The organism is Enterobacter cloacae complex sp. 394I7, from assembly GCF_057320345.1.
Window position 1 is genome coordinate 108,184 of sequence record NZ_JBXWCR010000004.1, and the last position, 22,275, is coordinate 130,458.

Consider the following 22,275-nt stretch of genomic DNA (forward strand, 5'->3'; position numbering starts at 1 on the left):
GAAAAAGAGAAAGCAGGATTATAAACTGTCAGGGAACAGAAAATAACCGCTGTAATAAAACAACAGTTTGCCCTTTATAGTGGTACTGTTTTTCATAAATCTGTCATAAATCTGACGCATAATGACGCCGCATTACAAACTTGTAACTTAAATAAGATAAAACAGGGCAAAGTATGGCGAGACGTATTCTGGTCGTAGAAGATGAAGCTCCGATTCGTGAAATGGTGTGCTTCGTGCTCGAGCAAAATGGCTTCCAGCCGGTTGAGGCGGAAGATTATGACAGCGCGGTGAACCAGCTGAATGAACCCTGGCCCGATCTGATTCTGCTCGACTGGATGTTGCCTGGCGGCTCCGGGCTGCAGTTTATCAAACACCTGAAACGTGAAGCGCTAACCCGCGACATACCGGTTGTGATGCTCACGGCGCGCGGTGAAGAAGAGGATCGCGTACGCGGTCTGGAAACGGGGGCGGACGATTACATTACCAAACCGTTCTCACCGAAAGAGCTGGTTGCCCGCATTAAAGCCGTGATGCGCCGCATTTCACCGATGGCGGTGGAAGAGGTGATTGAGATGCAGGGACTGAGCCTTGACCCTACCTCACACCGCGTCATGACCGGTGAAAATCCCCTCGATATGGGGCCTACCGAATTTAAACTTCTGCATTTCTTTATGACTCACCCGGAGCGCGTATACAGCCGCGAACAGTTGCTGAATAACGTCTGGGGAACTAACGTGTATGTCGAAGACCGGACGGTTGACGTACATATCCGCCGCCTGCGAAAAGCGCTGGAACTGAGCGGCCACGATCGCATGGTGCAGACGGTCCGCGGCACGGGTTATCGTTTTTCAACCCGTTTCTGAACAATGACAGGAGTGTGACGCGTGCTGGAACGTCTGTCATGGAAAAGGCTCGTCTTTGAACTGATCTTATGCTGTATTCCGGCCTTCATTCTGGGGGCCTTTCTTGGATATTTGCCGTGGTTTCTGCTGGCGTCGGTTACCGGGCTTCTGATCTGGCATTTCTGGAACCTGCTGCGCCTCTCTTGGTGGCTATGGGTTGACCGAAGTATGACGCCTCCGCCGGGAAGCGGAAGCTGGGAGCCGCTGCTGTACGGTCTGCACCAGATGCAGATGCGTAACAAAAAGCGGCGCCGGGAGCTGGGAAGCCTGATCAAACGCTTCCGTAGCGGCGCTGAGTCGCTGCCGGATGCTGTAATACTGACGACCGAAGAAGGGACGATCTTCTGGTGTAACGGCCTCGCGCAACAGCTGCTGGGCCTGCGCTGGCCGGACGATAATGGCCAGAACATCCTCAATCTTCTGCGTTATCCCGAGTTCACGCTGTACCTGAAAAAGCGTGATTTTACCCGCCCCCACAACCTGAAGCTCAACAATGGGCGCCATCTGGAAATCCGAGTGATGCCTTACAGCGATCAGCAGTGGCTGATGGTTGCCCGTGATGTCACCCAGATGCACCAGCTGGAAGGGGCGCGACGCAACTTCTTTGCCAACGTCAGCCACGAATTACGCACTCCGCTGACGGTGCTTCAGGGGTACCTGGAGATGATGCAGGAGCAAACGCTGGAAGGCGCGCCGCGCGAGAAGGCGTTGCATACGATGCGTGAACAAACGCACCGTATGGAAGGGCTGGTGAAACAGCTGCTGACGCTCTCGAAAATTGAGGCCGCCCCCTCGCTGGCATTGAATGACACCATTGATGTGCCGATGATGCTGCGGGTGGTGGAGCGCGAAGCGCAGACGTTAAGCCATAAAATGCATCAGCTGACCTTCGAGGTCGACAACACGCTCAAGGTGCTTGGCAGCGAAGATGAGCTGCGCAGCGCCATTTCCAATCTGGTGTATAACGCGGTGAATCATACGCCAGCGGGGACGGATATCGTGGTGCGCTGGCAGCACACGCCAACGGGCGCTGAGTTCAGCGTAGAGGATAACGGGCCGGGGATCGCACCTGAACACATCCCGCGTCTGACCGAGCGCTTCTACCGGGTGGATAAAGCGCGCTCACGGCAGACCGGCGGCAGCGGTCTGGGGCTGGCTATTGTGAAACACGCGGTGAATCATCATGAAAGCCGTCTCGATATTCAAAGCACGCTGGGTAAGGGAACCCGCTTCAGTTTCGTTATCCCGGAACGATTAATTGCCAAAAAGATCGCCTGACGACAGGCGTGTCAGTTTACCTTTCCACGGGCCAGCGTTTGCTGGCCCGTTTGCTTTGCAGTCAAGCGAAACGCGGCTGAATATTATACGGCTGGCTGTTTTTTGTTCGCATGATTAGCCATGGGTTTTTCTTATAATTAGCGTATTGTGCTGGTCTGATTTTTGATGCTGGCATATTGTTCTGGTTTCACGATCCCATCTTGCCTTTAAACGTTATAAGCGTTTAAATTGCGCCCCAGATACTGTCATACCGACTGTATTTGCGTGGTAAATCGAAAAACTATTCTTCTCCACGCCAGGACGGGAGCATATCCCGCTGAAATTGAGCAAATTTTCCGCTGTATCGTCCCGTCAGGGATAGCGAAAATCTCAATGTTTTCAACACCACATCCACAGGCAGTAAGGTTTTATGACCCATCACTTAAAATCGCGTGACATCATCGCGCTGGGCTTTATGACATTTGCGCTGTTCGTTGGCGCAGGCAACATCATTTTCCCTCCAATGGTTGGCTTACAGGCGGGTGAACACGTCTGGACCGCTGCGTTTGGTTTCCTGATTACTGCTGTGGGTCTGCCGGTACTGACCGTCGTCGCGCTGGCGAAAGTCGGTGGTGGCGTTGATAGCCTCAGCACCCCGATTGGCAAAGTGGCCGGCATTCTGCTGGCGACCGTCTGCTATCTGGCCGTTGGCCCGCTGTTTGCGACCCCGCGTACCGCGACCGTATCCTTCGAAGTGGGGATTGCCCCGCTCACTGGCGATGGCGCGATGCCGCTGTTTATCTACAGCCTGATCTACTTCGCGATTGTGATTCTGGTTTCCCTCTATCCGGGCAAGCTGCTGGATACCGTGGGTAACTTCCTGGCTCCGCTGAAAATCGTGGCGCTGATTGTGCTGGCGGTTGCGGCCATCGTCTGGCCCGCAGGCCCGATTAGCGATGCGATGGACGCCTATAAAAACGCCGCGTTCTCCAACGGCTTTGTGAACGGCTACCTGACGATGGATACGCTGGGCGCAATGGTGTTTGGTATTGTTATCGTGAATGCCGCACGTTCCCGCGGCGTGACGGAAGCGCGTCTGCTGACTCGCTACACCATCTGGGCTGGCCTGATGGCCGGTGTGGGGCTGACGCTGCTGTACCTGGCGCTGTTCCGCCTGGGCTCAGATAGCGCCATACTGGTCGATCAAAATGCCAACGGCGCGGCGATCCTCCATGCTTACGTACAGCACACCTTTGGTGGTGCGGGTAGCCTGCTGCTGGCGGTACTGATTTTCCTGGCGTGCCTTGTCACCGCCGTGGGGCTGACCTGCGCCTGCGCTGAGTTCTTTGCTCAGTATCTGCCGCTCTCTTACCGTACGCTGGTCTTTATCCTGGGCATCTTCTCCATGGCGGTGTCAAACCTCGGTCTGAGCCACCTGATTCAGGTCTCTATCCCGGTGCTGACGGCCATTTATCCGCCGTGTATCGTGCTGGTGGTGCTGAGCTTCACCCGCCCGTGGTGGAACAACTCGTCGCGAATTATTGCGCCAGCCATGTTTATCAGCCTGATTTTTGGTATCCTTGACGGGATTAAAGCATCCGCCTTTGCGCAAATACTGCCAGCCTGGACACAGCGTCTGCCGCTGTCCGAGCAAGGCCTGGCCTGGTTGATGCCTACCGTTGTTGTACTGGTTCTGGCCATTATCTGGGATCGTGCTGCAGGGCGTCAGGTCGCATCGAACGCCCATTAATCAACGGCAACAAACTGTTTAACCACGGGGCTTAAGGCCCCGTGGTTTTTTGTTTTTTTCGAGTTGAATGGCAAGATTTAAATGGAAAGCACTAACAAACTCAAACGTGGACTCAGCACCCGCCACATTCGCTTTATGGCGCTGGGATCCGCTATCGGTACCGGTCTTTTTTATGGCTCGGCAGATGCCATTAAAATGGCCGGTCCCAGCGTTCTGCTGGCCTACATCATCGGTGGCGTGGCCGCGTATATTATCATGCGCGCCCTCGGGGAGATGTCGGTTCACAATCCGTCTGCCAGTTCGTTCTCGCGCTATGCGCAGGAAAACTTAGGCCCGCTGGCGGGCTTCATCACCGGATGGACCTACTGCTTCGAAATTCTGATTGTGGCCATTGCCGACGTTACCGCCTTTGGCATCTACATGGGCGTCTGGTTCCCCGCGGTTCCGCACTGGATCTGGGTGCTGAGCGTGGTGCTGATCATCTGTGCCGTCAACCTGATGAGCGTGAAGGTGTTTGGTGAACTGGAGTTCTGGTTCTCCTTCTTCAAAGTTGCCACCATTATCATCATGATTATCGCGGGCTTCGGGATCATCATCTGGGGTATCGGCAACGGCGGTCAGCCAACGGGGATTCATAACCTCTGGAGCAACGGCGGCTTCTTCAGCAACGGCTGGCTCGGCATGGTGATGTCGCTGCAGATGGTCATGTTTGCCTACGGCGGGATCGAGATTATCGGCATTACCGCCGGGGAAGCGAAAGACCCGGAGAAATCCATTCCGCGCGCCATCAACTCAGTGCCAATGCGTATTCTGGTGTTCTATGTGGGGACGCTGTTCGTCATTATGTCCATCTACCCGTGGAACCAGGTGGGCACTAACGGCAGCCCGTTTGTGCTGACCTTCCAGCATATGGGCATCGCGTTTGCCGCCAGCATCCTGAACTTTGTGGTGCTGACCGCCTCGCTTTCGGCAATCAACAGTGACGTCTTTGGCGTGGGCCGCATGCTGCACGGAATGGCGGAGCAGGGCAGTGCGCCTAAGGTGTTTGCCAAAACCTCTCGTCGCGGCACGCCGTGGGTGACGGTAATGGTGATGACCGTAGCCCTGCTGCTGTCGGTCTACCTGAACTACATCATGCCGGAGAATGTGTTCCTGGTGATTGCGTCGCTGGCGACCTTCGCGACCGTGTGGGTGTGGATCATGATCCTGTTGTCACAGATTGCGTTCCGTCGCCGTCTGTCACCGGAAGAGGCGAAAGCGCTGAAGTTCAAAGTGCCGGGTGGGGTGGTGACAACCGCTGTCGGTCTGGTCTTCCTGGTCTTTATCATCGCCCTGATTGGCTATCATCCGGATACCCGTATCTCCCTTTACGTGGGCTGTGCGTGGATCGTCCTGCTGCTGCTGGGCTGGATGTTCAAATGCCGCCGCGACCGTCAGCTGGCGCAGGCACAGTAATCGTCCCTCTCCCCGCAGAGGGACTGGAAGGAGGCATCCGCTCACGCTGATGCCTCCTCCCCCGTCCTCCTCCCTCAATAAACCTCGTCATGATGAGCTAACCTTAACCACCCTGTGGCAAGGTGACGTCAATTTCATCAAAGGGGATTCGTGATGTTAAACGCCTGGCACCTTCCGGTTGCCCCATTTGTTAAGCAAAACAAAGACAACCTTGTGATTACGCTCTGGCTGGCGGGGGAAAATCAGCCTGAACGCGTGACGCTACGCGCCGAAATTGATAACGAAGAGACCGCGCTGAAAATGCATAAGCAGCGCAGCCAGCCGCAGCCCGGGATCACGGCGTGGCGGGCAAACATCGATTTAACCCGTGGACAGCCGCGTCGTCGCTACAGTTTTAAACTGCTGTGGAATAACCGCCAGCTGTGGTTTACCCCGCAGGGGTTTAGCCGTTTTCCGCCGGCCCGGCTGGAGCAGTTTGCCGTCGATTACCCGGACAATGGCCCGCAATGGGTTAACGATCAGGTGTTTTACCAGATTTTCCCGGACCGCTTTGCCCGCAGCGAAAAGCGCACGGCCGACCAGGATAAGGTTTATTACCACCACGCAGCAGGTCACGACATTATCCTCAAAGCATGGGATGAACCGCTGACCGCGCAGGCGGGTGGCTCGACGTTTTACGGCGGCGATCTCGACGGGATCAGCGAAAAACTCCCGTACCTGAAAAAACTGGGCGTGACGGCGCTGTACCTTAACCCGGTGTTTAAAGCCCCGAGCGTGCATAAATACGACACCGAAGATTATCGTCATGTTGATGAGCAGTTTGGCGGCGATGCCGCGCTGCTGCGCCTGCGACAGAACACTAAAAACGAAGGGATGCGCCTGATTCTGGACGGCGTGTTCAACCACAGCGGGGATTCGCACGCGTGGTTTGACCGTCATAACCAGTCGATGAGGGGGGCATGCCATAACCCGGATTCGCCGCAGCGTGACTGGTACAGCTTTAATGAAGAGGGCTACGCGCTGGACTGGCTGGGCTACCCAAGCCTGCCGAAGCTGGATTTCCAGTCTCCTTCTCTGGTCAACGAAATCTATGGCGGTGAAGACAGCGTTGTCCGCCACTGGCTTAAGGCACCATGGAACATGGACGGCTGGCGTCTTGACGTGGTGCATATGCTGGGTGAAGCGGGCGGTGCGCGTAATAACCTTCAGCACGTTGCAGGTATTACCCGCTCAGCGAAAGCCGCGCAGCCGGAGGCCTTTGTCTTTGGCGAGCATTTTGGCGATGCACGCCAGTGGCTGCAAGCCGATGCAGAAGATTCGGCCATGAACTACCGCGGTTTTACCTTCCCGCTATGGGGATTTCTGGCGAACACCGATATCTCTTACGATCCGCAGCATATCGACGCCGAAACCTGTATGGCATGGATGGATAACTACCGCGCCAGCCTGTCGCATCAGCAGCAGTTGCGGATGTTTAACCAGCTGGACAGCCACGATACCGCACGTTTTAAATCCCTGCTTGGCAAGGATGTGGCACGCCTGCCGCTGGCCGTTACCTGGCTCTTCACCTGGCCAGGCGTGCCGTGCATTTACTACGGTGATGAGGTGGGGCTGGAGGGGAACAACGATCCCTTCTGCCGCAAAACCTTCCCCTGGGATCCGGCGAAGCAGGACAAGGCGCTGCTCAGCCTGTACCAGCGTCTGGCTAAGCTTCGTAAACAGAACCAGGCGCTGCGTTACGGTGGCTGTCAGGTGGTGTATGCCCACGATAGCGTGGTGGTGTTTGCCCGCGTCTACAACCAGCAACGCGTGCTGGTCGCCATCAACCGCGGAGAAGCCTGTGAAGTGGTGCTGGATGACTCTCCGTTGCTGCACGTGAAGGCGTGGCAACGCAAAGAGGGTAAAGGCACGATTCAGGAAGGCATTCTCTCCTTACCGGCCATTTCCGCCTCCGTCTGGTTCGGAAATTAATCGTCATCAGCAACCGGTTTATTTCCCGGTTGCTGAAAATTCCCCTAAGTTGTTCGGTTAATTTCAACAGAGGGGACAAATATCTTTACTATCCGCTCAATCAATTCTCGCTATACTCAAATTGCTTTATCAGTCAGGGCCCTTTCTCATATAGCACACCAAAACGTTGGCTTTTAACACATTGATTAAAAGGTACTTTTATGTCTATTCGTGAACTGATTGACCCGTCCAATTCCGTACTGATTTTTATCGATCACCAACCGCAAATGTCTTTTGGCGTGGCAAATATTGACCGTCAGTTATTAAAGAATAATACGGTGGCTCTGGCAAAAGCAGGCAAAATTTTTGATGTTCCGGTTATCTACACCTCTGTCGAAACAAAAAGCTTTAGCGGATACATCTGGCCAGAACTGCTGGCGGTTCACCCGGAGGTTAAACCGATTGAACGTACCTCTATGAACTCCTGGGAAGACGATGCGTTTGTTGCGGCAGTGAAAGCAACGGGCCGCAAGAAACTTATCATCTCAGCCCTGTGGACCGAAGTTTGCCTGACCTTCCCGGCGCTGATGGCTCTGGATGAAGGGTTTGAAGTTTATGTAGTGACCGATACTTCCGGCGGTACCTCCGTAGATGCCCATGAACGTGCGATTGACCGTATGGTTCAAGCGGGCGCGGTTCCTGTGACCTGGCAGCAGGTGCTGCTTGAGTATCAGCGCGACTGGTCTCGCAAAGGCACTTACGACGCGGTCATGGACCTGGTCCGTGAGCACAGCGGCGCTTATGGCATGGGCGTTGACTATGCCTACACCCTCGTTCACGGCGCGCCAGAACGCAAAGCGTAAACCTTTCAGGGCGGGGTTCTCCCGCCCATTAATGACCAGGAAACTATTATGGCGCACACATCGCATGTCACGCTGGTGATCACCCACACCTTGCTGCCGGGTCAGGCTGAGCGATACGAACAGTGGCTGGGTAAGATCATGCCCATCGCGGCGGAATTTCCGGGGCATCTTGGCGCGAACGTCATCCGCCCGACCGACGGACAACATCTGTGGACGGTGATAATCCGTTTCGACACCCTCGAACACCTTTCTGCATGGACCCAGTCCGATACCCGTAATGCGCTGGTAAAAGAGATTGAACCGCTGCTGGCGGAAGGCGATAAAACCGAAGTGCGTACCGAGGCGGCGTTCTGGTTTACCCCACCGGAGCCTCATGTGCGTAAGCCTAAACAGTGGAAACAGTTTCTCATTACCCTGCTGGTTATCTTTCCCAGTACCAACCTGGTGCCGCTGGTCACCGGTGCGTTGCTTCCTGGCCTGAAAGGTACGTTGTTGTTGCATCTGATTAACGATGCCTGTGTGGTCGCGCTGGTGGTCTGGTTGTGGATGCCCATCGTGACCCGTCTGTTTGCCGGATGGCTCAAAAAAGCCTGATTCGGCTGAAAGGAGTACGTTATGTCTCAAACTGCCACACTGATCTTAACCAAAGGTAAGATCCATACTCTCGATCGCGAAAACCCGCTCACGGAAGCGGTGGCTATTGCTAACGGCAAGATCCTGGCTACGGGCAACCACGATCGCATTATGAGCTATGCGACGCAGGGAACGCAGATTGTCGATCTGAAGGGAAGTACGGTGATCCCCGGGCTTAACGATTCGCACCTGCACCTGATCCGCGGCGGGCTGAACTACAACCTCGAGCTGCGCTGGGAAGGCGTACCGTCGCTGGCGGATGCGCTAAGGATGTTGAAAGATCAGGCCGATCGTACACCTTCACCTCAGTGGGTTCGGGTGGTGGGCGGCTGGAGTGAGTTTCAGTTCGCCGAACGCCGGATGCCGACCATCGAAGAGCTTAACGAGGCGGCACCGGATACGCCGGTGTTTGTCCTGCACCTCTACGATCGCGCCCTGCTTAACCGAGCCGCGTTGAAAGCTGTCGGCTACACCAAAGAGACGCCAAACCCGCCGGGCGGGGAGATTGTGCGTGATAACCACGGCAACCCGACCGGGCTGCTGATCGCTAAACCTAACGCGATGATCCTCTACGCCACGCTGGCAAAAGGACCGAAACTCCCCATTGAGCAGCAGGTTAACTCCACGCGCCAGTTTATGCGTGAGCTTAACCGTCTGGGGCTGACCAGCGCCATTGATGCCGGCGGCGGCTTCCAGAACTACCCGGAAGATTACGAGGTGATTGCCGAACTGCACGCCAAAGAGCAGATGACGGTGCGTATTGCCTACAACCTCTTCACCCAGCGCCCTAAACAGGAGCTGGAGGATTTTGAGCGCTGGACCGATATGCTCAAACCGGGGCAGGGCACAGACTTTTATCGTGCGAACGGGGCAGGAGAGATGCTGGTCTTCTCGGCGGCGGATTTTGAAGATTTCCTCCAGCCGCGCCCGGAGCTGCCGCAAGGGATGGAAGACGAGCTGGAACGCGTGGTGCGCCACCTGGTGGAAAACCGCTGGCCGTTCCGGCTGCATGCCACCTATGACGAATCCATCAGCCGGATGCTGGATGTCTTTGAGAAGGTGAACCGTGAGATTCCGTTTAACGGCCTGCACTGGTTCTTTGACCATGCGGAGACCATTACCGAACGTAATATCGAGCGCGTCAAAGCGTTGGGGGGCGGTATTGCGGTGCAGCACCGTATGGCGTTCCAGGGCGAATATTTCGTCGACCGCTACGGCAAAGAGGCGGTGAAACACACGCCACCGGTGGCGAAAATGCTGGAGCTGGACGTGCCGGTTGGGTTAGGTACTGACGCAACCCGTGTGGCGAGCTATAACCCGTGGACGGCGCTCTACTGGCTGGTCTCCGGGCGAACCGTCGGCGGCCTGGCGATGTATGACGACAATAACCGCCTGCCGCGTGAGGTAGCGCTGGAGCTGTGGACCGCAGGCAGCGCGTGGTTTTCCAGCGAGCAGGGTAAAAAAGGCCGTCTGGTTGAAGGGCAGCTTGCGGACCTGGTGGTGCTGTCGAAAGATTACTTCAGCGTGACGGAAGAGGAGATCAAGGGCATTGAATCGGTGCTGACCGTTGTGGATGGCAAGGTCGTGTATGCCGCCGGTCATTTCAGTCCGCTGTCACCGCCGCCGATCCCGGTTGTGCCGGCGTGGTCACCGGTCGTGAAAGTCCCGGGGCATTACCGCTCTGCGCCGCCTGCAGCCAGTAAAGTGGGGGCGGTGGTGCAGATGCACCAGTGCATTGGTAGCTGCGGAGTGCATGGCCATGCGCACGGCATTGCGCGGCAATCGGATATCCCGGTATCTGATGACCAGGCATTCTGGGGCGTGCTGGGGTGTTCGTGCTTCGCGTTTTAACGTGTGAATAGCGAGATCGTACAAAACAAAAAGGCCCGCAGATGCGGGCCTTTTCCGTAAACCGTGCCGATTACAGGCTGGATACGTTCTCAGACAGGTATTTAGCAACGCCGTCCGGAGACGCGTTCATACCTTCTTTACCTTTTTCCCACTGAGCCGGGCACACTTCACCGTGCTCTTCGTGGAACTGCAGCGCGTCAACCATGCGCAGCATTTCGTCGATGTTACGACCCAGTGGCAGATCGTTAACAACCTGGTGACGAACGATGCCGTTTGCGTCGATCAGGAAAGAACCGCGCAGTGCAACGCCAGCGTCCGGATGCTCGATACCGTAAGCCTGCTGGATTTCGCGTTTGATGTCCGCAACCATTGCGTATTTCACCGCACCGATGCCGCCTTTGTCGACAGGGGTGTTACGCCATGCGTTGTGTACAAATTCAGAGTCGAAGGAGACGCCTACAACTTCTACGCCACGCTTCTGGAATTCTTCGTAACGTTTGTCGAATGCGATCAGCTCAGACGGGCAAACGAAAGTGAAGTCCATTGGCCAGAAGAACAGAACGGTCGCTTTACCGTTGGTGTGCTGTTTGAAGTTGAAGTTTTCAACGATTTCACCGTTGCCCAGAACTGCTGCAGCTGTAAAATCCGGAGCCGGACGAGTTACCAGAACCATGTGATTCTCCTGTAGATACTAAGGTTATTTGGAACGCAACGCCGCCAAGTATAGAGAGTGTTCATTGATAAGACAAAGAGGCGCTAACAATCGTTCAGCAAGCTTTCACCTATCAATGGCATTTCTGTTATAGCTGTTTGTTTTTCGCCTGGGTCATCATACGCGGATAGAACTGCCAGAACCGCGTCTCCAGCGCCTCGTAGTGGGTGTCCAGGTCATGCCAGGAGTCGCGCAGCGCGTCGAGTCGCGGTCGGCGACTCGCCATCCCGTTTAACACATTCTGTATAAAGTCCATCTCGCGATAGCGCTCAAGCCAGCGTTCTGACCAGAGATAGTTATTCAGATTCACAAAGCGCGGCGGCGAGTCCGGCAAAATAATGGACACCTGCTGGTGGGCATAACGCACGAACGCGTTAAGGGGCATCTCGGGAGAGAGTGTTTCCCAGTGCCGCGAGAGGAAATGGTCCCACATTACATCGAGCGTGATTGGCGCGACGCGCCGCGTTTCAGGGCGGAACCACGCTTTGGCTTCCTGGACTTCCGGCAGGTTATCGGTCAATACGTCGATACGGCGATGCATAAAAATCCCGTCGACAACCTCTGCGGAGTACGCGTCGGCGGGATTACCGCGCACGAAATCGGCCAGCAGATTGCCGGAAAGAGAGCTGTCAGCGAGATGAGCAAGATGCAGGTGAGCGAGAAAATTCATGCGTTTTATTTGTCCAGGGGCGGCTAGTTGTTGCAGCAAAAGGGTGTGAGCACTAGACTATGCCGCCTGTTTTTAAGTCACGAGTATACGTCATGCGCGTCGCCGATTTCTCCTTTGAACTACCTGAATCCCTGATTGCTCACTACCCAATGCCTGAGCGCAGTAGCTGTCGTTTGCTGTCACTGGATGGGCCGACGGGCGAGCTGACGCACGGTACTTTCACCGATTTGCTCGACAAGCTCAACCCTGGCGATCTGCTGGTCTTTAACAATACCCGCGTGATCCCGGCGCGTCTGTTTGGCCGTAAAGCCAGCGGCGGCAAGATTGAAGTGCTGGTCGAACGTATGCTTGATGATAAACGTATTCTGGCACATATTCGCGCCTCTAAAGCGCCGAAGCCGGGTGCAGAGCTGCTGCTTGGCGATGATGAGAGCATCCGTGCAACCATGACCGCGCGTCACGATGCGCTGTTTGAGGTGGCGTTCAATGACGAGCGCACGGTGCTCGACATCCTGAATGCGATCGGCCATATGCCGCTGCCCCCTTACATCGAGCGCCCGGACGAAGAGGCTGACCGCGAGCTGTACCAGACCGTCTATAGCCAGAAACCTGGCGCGGTCGCCGCGCCGACGGCGGGCCTGCATTTTGATGAACCGCTGCTGGAAAAATTGCGCGCGAAAGGTATCGAGATGGCCTTCGTGACCCTGCATGTCGGTGCGGGTACGTTCCAGCCGGTGCGCGTGGACAGCATCGAAGACCACATCATGCACTCCGAATATGCCGAAGTGCCGCAAGAGGTGGTGGATGCCGTTCTGGCCGCCAAAGCACGCGGTAACCGCGTTGTGGCAGTGGGCACCACGTCGGTACGCTCCCTTGAGAGCGCCGCGCAGGCCGCCAAAAATGACCTGATTGAGCCTTTCTTTGGCGATACGCAGATCTTTATCTACCCGGGCTATCAGTACAACGTGATTGATGCCCTGGTAACCAACTTCCATCTGCCTGAATCAACGCTGATTATGCTGGTGTCCGCTTTTGCGGGTTATCAGCACACCATGGCGGCGTACAAGTCTGCGGTAGAACAAAAATATCGCTTTTTTAGCTACGGGGACGCGATGTTTATCACGTACAATCCGCAGGCTTTGAATGAGCGTGTCGGGGAATAAGTCCGCGGCACCGTTTTACAACGTTGGACTGTTTTTCTGACGTCGGAGAAAAAATGAAATTTGAACTCGATACCACCGATGGTCGCGCACGTCGCGGCCGCCTGGTGTTTGATCGCGGCGTGGTGGAAACCCCCGCGTTTATGCCTGTGGGCACCTACGGCACCGTAAAAGGGATGACGCCGGAAGAAGTGGAAGCCACTGGCGCACAGATTATCCTCGGCAATACCTTCCACCTGTGGCTGCGTCCTGGCCAGGAGATCATGAAGCTGCACGGCGATTTGCATGACTTCATGCAGTGGAAAGGCCCGATCCTGACCGACTCCGGTGGTTTCCAGGTCTTCAGCCTGGGCGACATCCGTAAGATCACCGAGCAGGGTGTACACTTCCGTAACCCGATCAACGGCGATCCGATTTTCCTCGATCCTGAAAAGTCTATGGAGATTCAGTACGATCTCGGCTCTGATATCGTGATGATCTTCGACGAATGTACGCCATACCCGGCCGACTGGGATTACGCGAAACGCTCCATGGAGATGTCGTTGCGCTGGGCGAAGCGTAGCCGTGACCGCTTTGATTCCCTGCAGAACAAAAATGCGCTGTTCGGTATTATCCAGGGCAGCGTTTACGAAGATTTACGCGATATCTCTGTTAAAGGTCTGGTAGAGATAGGTTTTGATGGCTACGCTGTCGGCGGTTTGGCTGTGGGTGAACCGAAGGAAGACATGCATCGCATTCTGGAACATGTCTGCCCGCAAATCCCGGCAGATAAACCCCGTTACCTGATGGGTGTGGGTAAACCTGAGGACCTGGTTGAAGGTGTGCGCCGCGGCATTGATATGTTCGACTGCGTTATGCCAACCCGCAACGCGCGTAACGGTCATCTGTTTGTGACCGATGGCGTGGTGAAAATCCGTAACGCGAAGCATAAGAGTGACACCAGCCCGCTCGATTCCGAGTGCGATTGCTACACCTGTCGCAATTATTCTCGCGCGTACCTGCATCATCTTGATCGTTGCAATGAGATTTTGGGCGCGCGTCTCAATACCATTCATAATCTTCGTTATTATCAGCGCTTAATGGCTGGTTTACGCAAGGCTATTGAAGAGGGTAAATTAGAGAGCTTCGTGACCGATTTTTACCAACGTCAGGGTCGAACCGTTCCACCTTTGAACGTTGATTAATTTTAATAATGAGGGAATTTGAATGAGCTTTTTTATTTCTGATGCGGTAGCGGCAACAGGTGCTCCGGCGCAGGGCAGCCCGATGTCTCTGATTCTGATGCTGGTTGTGTTCGGTCTGATCTTCTACTTCATGATCCTGCGCCCACAGCAGAAGCGTACCAAAGAGCACAAAAAGCTGATGGACTCCATTGCCAAAGGTGATGAAGTGCTGACCAACGGTGGTCTGGTCGGTCGCGTAACCAAAGTGGCTGAAAGTGGCTACATTGCTATTGCCCTGAACGACACCACTGAAGTGGTTATCAAACGTGACTTCGTAGCTGCCGTTCTGCCGAAAGGCACCATGAAGGCGCTGTAATCCCAACTTTTCCCAAAGGGAACTGCCGTGTTAAACCGTTATCCTTTGTGGAAGTACATCATGCTGGTCGCCGTGATTCTCGTCGGCCTGCTGTACGCGCTTCCCAACCTGTATGGTGAGGATCCGGCTGTTCAAATCACTGGCGCGCGCGGTGTCGCCGCCAGTGAGCAAACGCTGATCCAGGTCCAGAAATCGTTACAAGAAGAAAAAATTACCGCTAAGTCTGTGGCTCTGGAAGAGGGCGCAATTCTTGCTCGCTTCGACACCACCGACACGCAGCTCCGCGCTCGCGAAGTGCTGATGGGCGTGCTGGGTGATAAATACGTCGTGGCGCTTAACCTTGCTCCTGCAACCCCGCGTTGGCTGGCTGCGTTGAATGCAGAGCCAATGAAACTCGGTCTTGACCTGCGTGGCGGTGTTCACTTCCTGATGGAAGTGGATATGGATACCGCGCTCGGCAAACTGCAGGAACAAAACATCGACAGCCTGCGCAGCGATCTGCGCGAAAAAGGCATCGCTTACACTACCGTTCGTAAAGAAGATAACTACGGTATGAGCATCACGTTCCGCGACAGCGCGGCGCGCGATCAGGCTGTAGATTACCTGACTCAACGTCACCGTGACCTCGTGATCACCTCTCAGGGCAGCAACCAGCTGCGCGCGGTGATGACCGATGCTCGCCTGAAAGAAGCCCGTGAATACGCCGTTCAGCAGAACATCAATATTCTGCGTAACCGTGTAAACCAGCTGGGTGTTGCTGAGCCACTGGTACAGCGTCAGGGTGCTGACCGTATTGTGGTGGAACTCCCGGGGATTCAGGACACGGCACGTGCGAAAGAGATTCTGGGGGCAACTGCCACGCTGGAATTCCGTCTGGTTAACTCCAACGTCGATCAGTCCGCTGCCGCCGCTGGCCGTATTCCGGGCGATTCGGAAGTGAAACAGACCCGCGAAGGTCAGCCAGTTGTGCTGTACAAACGCGTGATCCTGACCGGTGACCACATCACCGACTCCACATCCAGCCAGGACGAATACAACCAGCCGCAGGTTAACATCTCGCTGGATAGCGCGGGTGGTAACATCATGTCTAACTTCACCAAGGACAACATCGGTAAACCGATGGCGACCCTGTTCGTGGAGTACAAAGACAGCGGTAAGAAAGACGCAAACGGCCGCGCGGTGCTGGTGAAAGAGGAAGAGGTGATTAACATCGCCAACATCCAGTCTCGTCTGGGTAACAGCTTCCGCATCACCGGTATCAACAACCCGAACGAAGCGCGTCAGCTTTCGCTGCTGCTGCGTGCCGGTGCGCTGATTGCACCGATTCAGATTGTTGAAGAACGTACCATTGGTCCAACGCTGGGGATGCAAAACATCAAGCAGGGTCTGGAAGCGTGTCTGGCCGGTCTGGTGGTCTCCATCCTCTTCATGATCTTCTTCTATAAGAAGTTTGGTCTGATTGCGACAAGCGCACTGGTTGCGAACCTGGTGCTGATTATCGGCATCATGTCTCTGCTGCCGGGGGCGACGCTGACCATGCCGGGGATTGCCGGTATCGTCTTAACCCTTGCGGTGGCGGTCGACGCCAACGTACTGATAAACGAACGTATCAAAGAAGAGTTAAGCAACGGTCGCTCTGTTCAGCAGGCGATTGACGAAGGCTACAAAGGGGCATTCAGCTCCATCTTCGATGCGAACGTAACAACACTGATTAAGGTTCTTATCCTGTATGCAGTGGGGACTGGCGCTATCAAAGGCTTTGCGATCACCACCGGTATCGGTGTTGCAACGTCAATGTTTACCGCTATTGTCGGCACCCGTGCCATCGTGAACCTGCTGTATGGCGGCAAGCGCGTCAAAAAGCTGTCTATCTGAGGAGTGCGTTGTGGCACAGGAATATACTGTTGAACAATTGAACCACGGCCGTAAAGTCTGGGACTTTATGCGCTGGGACTACTGGGCTTTCGGCATTTCAGGTTTACTGCTGATCCTCTCCCTTATCGTGATGGGCGTGAAAGGCTTTAACTGGGGTCTTGATTTCACCGGTGGTACGGTAATTGAGATCTCCCTGGAAAAACCGGTCGATATGGACCAGATGCGCCAGTCTCTGCAGAAAGCGGGCTTTGAAGAGCCGTTGCTGCAGAACTTCGGCAGCAGCCGTGACATCATGGTGCGTATGCCGCCGGTGCACGATGCGAACGGCAGCCAGGAGCTGGGCAGCAAGGTTGTTAACGTGGTTAACGAAACAACCAACCAGCATGCGACGGTTAAGCGTATCGAGTTCGTCGGGCCAAGCGTAGGTGCTGACCTGGCGCAAACCGGTGCGATGGCGCTGCTGGTGGCTCTGATCTCCATTCTGGTGTACGTCGGTTTCCGCTTTGAGTGGCGACTGGCGGCGGGTGTGGTTATCGCCCTGGCGCACGACGTGGTGATCACCATGGGCATACTGTCTCTGTTCCACATTGAGATTGACCTGACAATCGTGGCATCCCTGATGTCCGTTATCGGTTACTCACTGAACGACAGTATCGTGGTATCTGACCGTATTCGTGAAAACTTCCGTAAGATCCGTCGCGGTACGCCGTACGAAATCTTTAACGTGTCGTTGACCCAGACGCTGCACCGTACGTTGATCACATCTGGAACCACCTTGATGGTGATCCTGATGCTGTTCCTCTTCGGTGGCCCGGTACTGGAAGGCTTCTCGCTGACCATGCTGATCGGTGTCTCTATCGGTACGGCTTCGTCTATCTACGTCGCCTCCGCACTGGCACTGAAACTTGGCATGAAGCGCGAGCACCTGCTCCAGCAGAAAGTCGAGAAAGAAGGGGCGGACCAGCCGTCTATTCTGCCGTAAGACGACGTGTCGTTCGTTCCTGAAATCCCGGTCTGTTGACCGGGATTTTTTTTATCTGCTCCTGCCAAACACTCCTGACAGTATGCTGTCAGGAGCCCTGTCGTAGACTCTTTTCGAACCCAAACAACAGGCAGGAGGATGTATGAAAAGTGTGATTAACTGGTTTGAAATTCCGGTCGCCGATATGGATCGCGCTATCAAATTTTATGAGCCCGTGATGCAGGTACAGCTGAGACGAGAGAAAATGGATGTGGCTGAGTTAGCCGTTTTCCCGCATGACGATCCGGCCACCGGCGGCGCGCTGGCAAAATTTGAGGGCATTACACCGTCCGTACAGGGCGCTATTATTTACCTGCATACTGACAACCTGGCGGCAACGCTCGATCGCATCGCGTCTGCGGGTGGCGAGTGCGTGTTTGGCCCGCTGGAATTGCCGCGTGGCATTGGCACCATAGCCTTGTTTACCGACAGCGAAGGTAATCGCGTCGGCCTCCATCAACCTGCCTGAGAGCTGAATACGATATGACCCGACGCGCTGACCGTTTGTTTCAGATTGTGCAGATCCTGAGAGGCAGGCGTCTGACAACGGCAGCGCATCTGGCGGACAGGTTGAGCGTATCGGAACGGACCGTATACCGTGATATCCGCGACCTGTCGCTTTCCGGCGTGCCGGTGGAAGGGGAGGCGGGAAGCGGCTATCGGCTGATGTCGGGTTTTGACTTACCTCCGCTGATGCTGACGAACAAAGAATCTGAAGCGCTGATGGTCGCCATCCGTCTGCTTAAAACCTGGGGGGGCGACTCGCTCTCGCGTGAGCTTGAGTCGGCGCAGGAGAAGGTACTGGCGATCCTGCCCGAGGAGAGCCGACGTAAGGCGGAACAGACGCGGATATATGCGCCGGATATTGCGCTTCAGCCGCATTCGCGCAGCGACTTTGATGTTATTCATCAGGCTATTTCTGCCCAGTGCGTACTGGCGCTGCATTATCGTGATGAAGCCGGGCATCTGACATGGCGCGACATTCAGCCGCTGGGGCTGTTCTTCTGGGGAGAGCATTGGCTGCTGGCCGCGTGGTGTGAACGGCGTGATGACTACCGCTGCTTCCGGCTCGACAGGTGTCTGAATATTACGCTCACGCAGAGGCGTTTTAGCGAAAGCGCGGAGCGATCGCTGGCGGATTTTCTGCGTAAGGTGAAGCAATAAAAAAGCCAGCATATCAGCTGGCTTTGTCCGTTTTTGCCTTCTTTCACATCAGAAGTTGTAACCGACAACCAGGTAACCACCCCAGCCGGTAGAACGTACGCTGAAGTCGCCATTGCCGAAGTTCAGGCTTGCGTCATCGTTCCACTGACCGCCGTTGTGCCAGTAACGCGCAACAACGGAGTAGTGCCAGTGATCGTAGTTCAGCGCCAGGATGTGGCTGGAGGCGATGGAGTCGTTGGTACGCGCTTTCTTACCGTTCAGGTCACGGAAGTCGTTGTCGCCCAGGTCTGAACCCCAGTCAAAGTTGGTGAAACCGATATAGCTCAGGTTACCGCCCCATAGCTGGGTAATTGGCACAAAGTATTTCACTTTGAAACGGTAGCCATCCCACTCGTTTTCGTTCGCGGCACCGTAGTTCTGCCACTGGTATTTCGCATAGACGTTCAGGGACAGGCTCATTGGCAGACCGGTATCGATGTCGGTACCCAGACCCATATACCAGGTGCTCTGACGACCGGACGCGTTACGGCCCATGTCGTAGATGTAGTTGTTCGCGAAGTACCACTCTTTGAATGGACCAAACGCCAGGCTGGTGCCCGTCAGCTTATCAATGGAGAAGCGGGGTTCGATCTCCATGAACAGGGGTGAACCGTGGTTCCAGATACCTTTCGCATCGGTGTTACCGCCGAAGAAGACCGGTGCATCCATATAGCCGTAGAAATCGAACCAGTCTTTCTTGGCGAAGGCTTCGTACTCCAGGTAGGTATCGTTGCGGATCTGTGGTCCGAAACGGGTGTGATAGCTGCCGACCACGTTAACGCTCTGGTGCCACCAGTCGGAGAGGTATTGTGGTTTATCGTTTTCCGCTGCGTTAACAGTGAAAGTGGAGGAGAGTGCCAGCACGGCGCCAGCCGCGAGTAATGTTTTTTCATAATCATGCCACTGATTGAAATTCCCTTCCGGGAGTGAAAAATGCGCGAATTGCGTTTCTAAATATTTCGTGTTTCTGCGGAGCCTATTATAGGAATCCTTGCTCACAAAAATATGTGTTGTTTCACATATCTCTCACACGCGTAATCGATTGCGTTCACGTTTGCGTACTTTAAACGGCGGGGATTGTAGCGGCAATGATTTCTGTTGCCAATCTTTGCGGATTGTAAATGTTAGCGGAGTGACATTGCACTCCGCTGAAAGGGGATTACTGCGCGGCGGGCTGGATATCGTGAATGCGGATGAAACCTAACTGATCCGGCGTAAGTCCGTTCAGCTGGATCGGAATGTCAACATCGCTCGGGGCCAGCACGCTGGCGGGTGCGGTGAACAGCTGGCTCTTCACGTTCACTTCCTGATAGTTCTCGGTGGTGCCCTGAATCTGCCCCCACTCGACGGTGCCGCTAAAGGCTGGCAGAGGATCGTTGGATTCCCCCTGAATGCGTAATGTTGCGCGAGTACCATCCGCATTGGCCGCCACGTTAACCAGCGACATTTTCAGCGTGCCAATCTGGCTGTTGAGACGCGCCGGGGTGTTAGACCCGGGCAGCAGATAAACCCCGCTGCTGGATTTGGCATTCAGCGCGTTTTGCTGGGTGATCTTCACGGTTTCTTTGTTCAGTTTGTCCATCGCGGTATTGAGCGTATTCACGCTTTGTTTCATTTGACGGACTTCGGTTTGCTGTGCACAGGCGCTAAGGGTAAACAGACTCCCCACCAGCAATATTTTCAGGTAACGTCTTGTCATTGCGTTTATTTCCTTGAAATAACGGATCTCCGTAATGGTAGCCAGCATCGCATCAACAGGCATAGATCCTTTGTCTCAAAAAGCTCTTCCTTTGTTGTCAGGCCAGATCAGGGTAAAATGAAAATCAGTTAACCACATAACAGGGATACCGTATGCATTGCCCATTCTGCTCCGCTGTGGATACCAAAGTTATCGACTCTCGCCTTGTGGGCGAAGGGTCTTCCGTACGCCGCCGCCGGCAATGTCTGGTGTGCAACGAGCGTTTCACGACCTTTGAGGTTGCAGAGCTGGTAATGCCGCGCGTGGTAAAAAGTAACGACGTGCGTGAGCCGTTTAACGAAGAGAAACTGCGCAGCGGGATGCTCAAGGCGCTGGAAAAACGCCCTGTCAGTGCAGATGACGTCGAAATGGCGTTAAACCACATAAAATCTTACCTTCGTGGTTTGGGTGAGCGCGAGGTGCCAAGCAAGATGATTGGCAACCTGGTGATGGAGCAACTGAAAAAGCTCGATAAGGTCGCCTATATCCGCTTCGCCTCTGTGTACCGCAGTTTCGAAGATATCAAAGAGTTTGGCGAAGAGATCGCCCGCTTACAGGATTAAGCTCATGCAGGATGAGATTTACATGGCGCGAGCCATGAAGCTGGCGCAGCGCGGTCGTTTTACCACCCATCCCAACCCTAACGTCGGGTGCGTCATTGTCAACGATGGCGAGATCGTGGGCGAAGGGTTTCACTACCGTGCCGGTGAGCCCCATGCCGAAGTTCATGCCCTGCGCATGGCCGGCGAAAAGGCGCGCGGTGCAACGGCCTACGTGACGCTGGAACCCTGCAGCCACCACGGTCGTACCCCGCCGTGCTGCGAAGCACTGATTGCAGCGGGTGTCGCGCGCGTTGTCGCGGCGATGCAGGATCCCAATCCGCAGGTTGCCGGACGCGGCCTGTATCGACTGCAGCAGGAAGGGATTGACGTCAGTCACGGTCTGATGATGCAGGATGCAGAAGCGATCAACAAAGGCTTCCTGAAGCGCATGCGCACCGGGTTCCCGTACATTCAGCTTAAGCTTGGGGCCTCACTGGATGGTCGCACGGCGATGGCGAACGGCGAGAGCCAGTGGATCACCTCTGCGCAGGCAAGGCGCGATGTGCAACGTCTGCGCGCGCAAAGCCATGCTATCCTCACCAGCAGTGAAACGGTTCTGGCTGATAATCCTGCCATGACCGTGCGCTGGGATGAACTGAATGCCGATACCCAGGCGTGCTACCCGCAAGAAAACCTGCGTCAGCCGCTGCGTATTGTCATCGATAGCCAGAATCGCATCACGCCTGCGCACCGCATCGTGCAACAGCCGGGCGAAACCTGGATTGCACGCACGCAGGACGATGCGCGTGAATGGCCGCAAGGCGTACGCAGCATCATGGTGCCAGAGCATAACGGGCACCTCGACTTAGTGGTGCTGATGATGCTGCTTGGTAAGCAACAGGTGAACAGTATCTGGGTAGAAGCGGGACCGACGCTGGCCGGCGCGCTGCTGCAGGCCGGGCTGGTGGATGAGCTGATTGTCTACGTAGCACCTAAACTGTTGGGTACCGATGCGCGTGGTCTGTTTGTGCTGCCGGGTCTTGAAAAACTTGGCGATGCACCACAACTCAAATTTAGCGAGATTCGTCCGGTGGGCCCGGATGTCTGCCTCCATTTAACGCCAGCGTAATTGCTCCTGAAATAGGGAAGCAGTG

Annotated in this window: 20 protein-coding genes and 1 pseudogene; 17 read left to right on the plus strand and 4 right to left on the minus strand. The window is 55.2% G+C overall.

Annotated elements, in window-relative coordinates:
* The first annotated feature begins 173 nt into the window (after positions 1-173).
* From phoB to AC2FAP_RS16385, 8 genes are all read left to right on the plus strand, one after another.
* Positions 174-863 carry a phosphate response regulator transcription factor PhoB gene (gene phoB, locus AC2FAP_RS16350; RefSeq protein WP_008503265.1) on the plus strand — a complete coding sequence of 230 codons (690 nt, stop codon included), beginning with the start codon at positions 174-176 and terminating at the stop codon, positions 861-863.
* A 21-nt stretch (positions 864-884) separates the two neighbouring features.
* Positions 885-2,180, plus strand: a complete 1,296-nt coding sequence (phoR, locus tag AC2FAP_RS16355) for a phosphate regulon sensor histidine kinase PhoR (protein WP_014168833.1) — start codon at positions 885-887, stop codon at positions 2,178-2,180.
* A 409-nt stretch (positions 2,181-2,589) separates the two neighbouring features.
* Entirely contained in the window at positions 2,590-3,909 is a 1,320-nt protein-coding gene (gene brnQ / locus AC2FAP_RS16360; protein ID WP_449541496.1) for a branched-chain amino acid transporter carrier protein BrnQ, read from the plus strand.
* 81 nt (positions 3,910-3,990) lie between these two features.
* Positions 3,991-5,364 carry a proline-specific permease ProY gene (gene proY / locus AC2FAP_RS16365; protein ID WP_014168835.1) on the plus strand — a complete coding sequence of 458 codons (1,374 nt, stop codon included), beginning with the start codon at positions 3,991-3,993 and terminating at the stop codon, positions 5,362-5,364.
* A gap of 153 nt (positions 5,365-5,517) precedes the next feature.
* Positions 5,518-7,335, plus strand: a complete 1,818-nt coding sequence (gene malZ / locus AC2FAP_RS16370; protein WP_449541494.1) for a maltodextrin glucosidase — start codon at positions 5,518-5,520, stop codon at positions 7,333-7,335.
* Between the two features lie 200 nt (positions 7,336-7,535).
* Positions 7,536-8,177, plus strand: a complete 642-nt coding sequence (locus AC2FAP_RS16375; RefSeq protein WP_020885231.1) for a hydrolase — start codon at positions 7,536-7,538, stop codon at positions 8,175-8,177.
* A 48-nt stretch (positions 8,178-8,225) separates the two neighbouring features.
* Positions 8,226-8,771: an antibiotic biosynthesis monooxygenase gene (locus AC2FAP_RS16380; protein ID WP_014168838.1), complete on the plus strand. Its 546-nt coding sequence runs from the start codon at positions 8,226-8,228 to the stop codon at positions 8,769-8,771.
* Positions 8,772-8,792: 21 nt separating this feature from the next.
* Positions 8,793-10,661, plus strand: a complete 1,869-nt coding sequence (locus AC2FAP_RS16385; protein WP_410383698.1) for an amidohydrolase — start codon at positions 8,793-8,795, stop codon at positions 10,659-10,661.
* A 70-nt stretch (positions 10,662-10,731) separates the two neighbouring features.
* Here AC2FAP_RS16385 and AC2FAP_RS16390 read toward each other — a convergent pair whose 3' ends face one another.
* Positions 10,732-11,334, minus strand: coding sequence for a peroxiredoxin (locus tag AC2FAP_RS16390; RefSeq protein WP_014168840.1), 603 nt, complete (start codon positions 11,332-11,334; stop codon positions 10,732-10,734).
* 127 nt (positions 11,335-11,461) lie between these two features.
* Positions 11,462-12,043, minus strand: a complete 582-nt coding sequence (gene acpH, locus AC2FAP_RS16395) for an ACP phosphodiesterase (RefSeq protein ID WP_138013545.1) — start codon at positions 12,041-12,043, stop codon at positions 11,462-11,464.
* Positions 12,044-12,135: 92 nt separating this feature from the next.
* On the opposite strand from acpH, the gene queA reads away from it, so the two are divergent.
* The 7 genes from queA to AC2FAP_RS16430 all read left to right on the plus strand — a co-directional run bounded on the left by queA (position 12,136) and on the right by AC2FAP_RS16430 (position 18,802).
* Positions 12,136-13,206 carry a tRNA preQ1(34) S-adenosylmethionine ribosyltransferase-isomerase QueA gene (gene queA / locus AC2FAP_RS16400; protein WP_032677507.1) on the plus strand — a complete coding sequence of 357 codons (1,071 nt, stop codon included), beginning with the start codon at positions 12,136-12,138 and terminating at the stop codon, positions 13,204-13,206.
* Between the two features lie 53 nt (positions 13,207-13,259).
* The gene (gene tgt / locus AC2FAP_RS16405) at positions 13,260-14,387 is read left to right on the plus strand and encodes a tRNA guanosine(34) transglycosylase Tgt (RefSeq protein ID WP_020885227.1); all 1,128 of its coding nucleotides are present in this window, start codon (positions 13,260-13,262) and stop codon (positions 14,385-14,387) included.
* A 22-nt stretch (positions 14,388-14,409) separates the two neighbouring features.
* Complete coding sequence (gene yajC / locus AC2FAP_RS16410; RefSeq protein ID WP_000007630.1) at positions 14,410-14,742, plus strand: preprotein translocase subunit YajC; 333 nt, start codon at positions 14,410-14,412, stop codon at positions 14,740-14,742.
* Positions 14,743-14,769: 27 nt separating this feature from the next.
* Complete coding sequence (gene secD / locus AC2FAP_RS16415) at positions 14,770-16,617, plus strand: protein translocase subunit SecD (protein WP_014168844.1); 1,848 nt, start codon at positions 14,770-14,772, stop codon at positions 16,615-16,617.
* A 10-nt stretch (positions 16,618-16,627) separates the two neighbouring features.
* The gene (gene secF / locus AC2FAP_RS16420; protein WP_020885225.1) at positions 16,628-17,599 is read left to right on the plus strand and encodes a protein translocase subunit SecF; all 972 of its coding nucleotides are present in this window, start codon (positions 16,628-16,630) and stop codon (positions 17,597-17,599) included.
* Positions 17,600-17,741: 142 nt separating this feature from the next.
* On the plus strand, positions 17,742-18,107 hold the full coding sequence (locus AC2FAP_RS16425; protein WP_020885224.1) for a VOC family protein: 366 nt from the start codon (positions 17,742-17,744) through the stop codon (positions 18,105-18,107).
* 14 nt (positions 18,108-18,121) lie between these two features.
* Complete coding sequence (locus AC2FAP_RS16430) at positions 18,122-18,802, plus strand: helix-turn-helix transcriptional regulator (RefSeq protein WP_014168847.1); 681 nt, start codon at positions 18,122-18,124, stop codon at positions 18,800-18,802.
* Positions 18,803-18,850: 48 nt separating this feature from the next.
* Here the strand turns inward: AC2FAP_RS16430 and AC2FAP_RS16435 are convergent.
* Positions 18,851-19,732 (minus strand): annotated as a pseudogene (locus tag AC2FAP_RS16435) (nucleoside-specific channel-forming protein Tsx); the annotation flags it as partial.
* A gap of 268 nt (positions 19,733-20,000) precedes the next feature.
* Positions 20,001-20,540: a SadB/YajI family lipoprotein gene (locus tag AC2FAP_RS16440; protein ID WP_025204974.1), complete on the minus strand. Its 540-nt coding sequence runs from the start codon at positions 20,538-20,540 to the stop codon at positions 20,001-20,003.
* A gap of 152 nt (positions 20,541-20,692) precedes the next feature.
* Here AC2FAP_RS16440 and nrdR point away from each other — a divergent pair, with 152 nt between their 5' ends.
* On the plus strand, positions 20,693-21,142 hold the full coding sequence (gene nrdR / locus AC2FAP_RS16445; RefSeq protein WP_008503337.1) for a transcriptional regulator NrdR: 450 nt from the start codon (positions 20,693-20,695) through the stop codon (positions 21,140-21,142).
* A 4-nt stretch (positions 21,143-21,146) separates the two neighbouring features.
* A complete protein-coding gene (ribD, locus tag AC2FAP_RS16450; protein WP_063435362.1) occupies positions 21,147-22,250 on the plus strand; it encodes a bifunctional diaminohydroxyphosphoribosylaminopyrimidine deaminase/5-amino-6-(5-phosphoribosylamino)uracil reductase RibD in 1,104 nt (367 codons plus the stop codon).
* Positions 22,251-22,275: the final 25 nt, after the last annotated feature.

Excerpts from the sequence above, each read along its gene's own strand:
- brnQ (WP_449541496.1), top strand. The coding sequence starts at position 2,590 with ATGACCCATCACTTAAAATCGCGTGACATCATCGCGCTGGGCTTTATG.
- AC2FAP_RS16385 (WP_410383698.1), top strand. The coding sequence starts at position 8,793 with ATGTCTCAAACTGCCACACTGATCTTAACCAAAGGTAAGATCCATACT.
- tgt (WP_020885227.1), top strand. The coding sequence starts at position 13,260 with ATGAAATTTGAACTCGATACCACCGATGGTCGCGCACGTCGCGGCCGC.
- yajC (WP_000007630.1), top strand. The coding sequence starts at position 14,410 with ATGAGCTTTTTTATTTCTGATGCGGTAGCGGCAACAGGTGCTCCGGCG.
- AC2FAP_RS16430 (WP_014168847.1), top strand. The coding sequence starts at position 18,122 with ATGACCCGACGCGCTGACCGTTTGTTTCAGATTGTGCAGATCCTGAGA.
- acpH (WP_138013545.1), bottom strand. The coding sequence starts at position 12,043 with ATGAATTTTCTCGCTCACCTGCATCTTGCTCATCTCGCTGACAGCTCT.
- AC2FAP_RS16440 (WP_025204974.1), bottom strand. The coding sequence starts at position 20,540 with ATGACAAGACGTTACCTGAAAATATTGCTGGTGGGGAGTCTGTTTACC.
- AC2FAP_RS16425 (WP_020885224.1), top strand. The coding sequence starts at position 17,742 with ATGAAAAGTGTGATTAACTGGTTTGAAATTCCGGTCGCCGATATGGAT.
- malZ (WP_449541494.1), top strand. The coding sequence starts at position 5,518 with ATGTTAAACGCCTGGCACCTTCCGGTTGCCCCATTTGTTAAGCAAAAC.
- ribD (WP_063435362.1), top strand. The coding sequence starts at position 21,147 with ATGCAGGATGAGATTTACATGGCGCGAGCCATGAAGCTGGCGCAGCGC.
- phoB (WP_008503265.1), top strand. The coding sequence starts at position 174 with ATGGCGAGACGTATTCTGGTCGTAGAAGATGAAGCTCCGATTCGTGAA.
- AC2FAP_RS16375 (WP_020885231.1), top strand. The coding sequence starts at position 7,536 with ATGTCTATTCGTGAACTGATTGACCCGTCCAATTCCGTACTGATTTTT.
- AC2FAP_RS16380 (WP_014168838.1), top strand. The coding sequence starts at position 8,226 with ATGGCGCACACATCGCATGTCACGCTGGTGATCACCCACACCTTGCTG.
- queA (WP_032677507.1), top strand. The coding sequence starts at position 12,136 with ATGCGCGTCGCCGATTTCTCCTTTGAACTACCTGAATCCCTGATTGCT.
- AC2FAP_RS16390 (WP_014168840.1), bottom strand. The coding sequence starts at position 11,334 with ATGGTTCTGGTAACTCGTCCGGCTCCGGATTTTACAGCTGCAGCAGTT.
- proY (WP_014168835.1), top strand. The coding sequence starts at position 3,991 with ATGGAAAGCACTAACAAACTCAAACGTGGACTCAGCACCCGCCACATT.
- nrdR (WP_008503337.1), top strand. The coding sequence starts at position 20,693 with ATGCATTGCCCATTCTGCTCCGCTGTGGATACCAAAGTTATCGACTCT.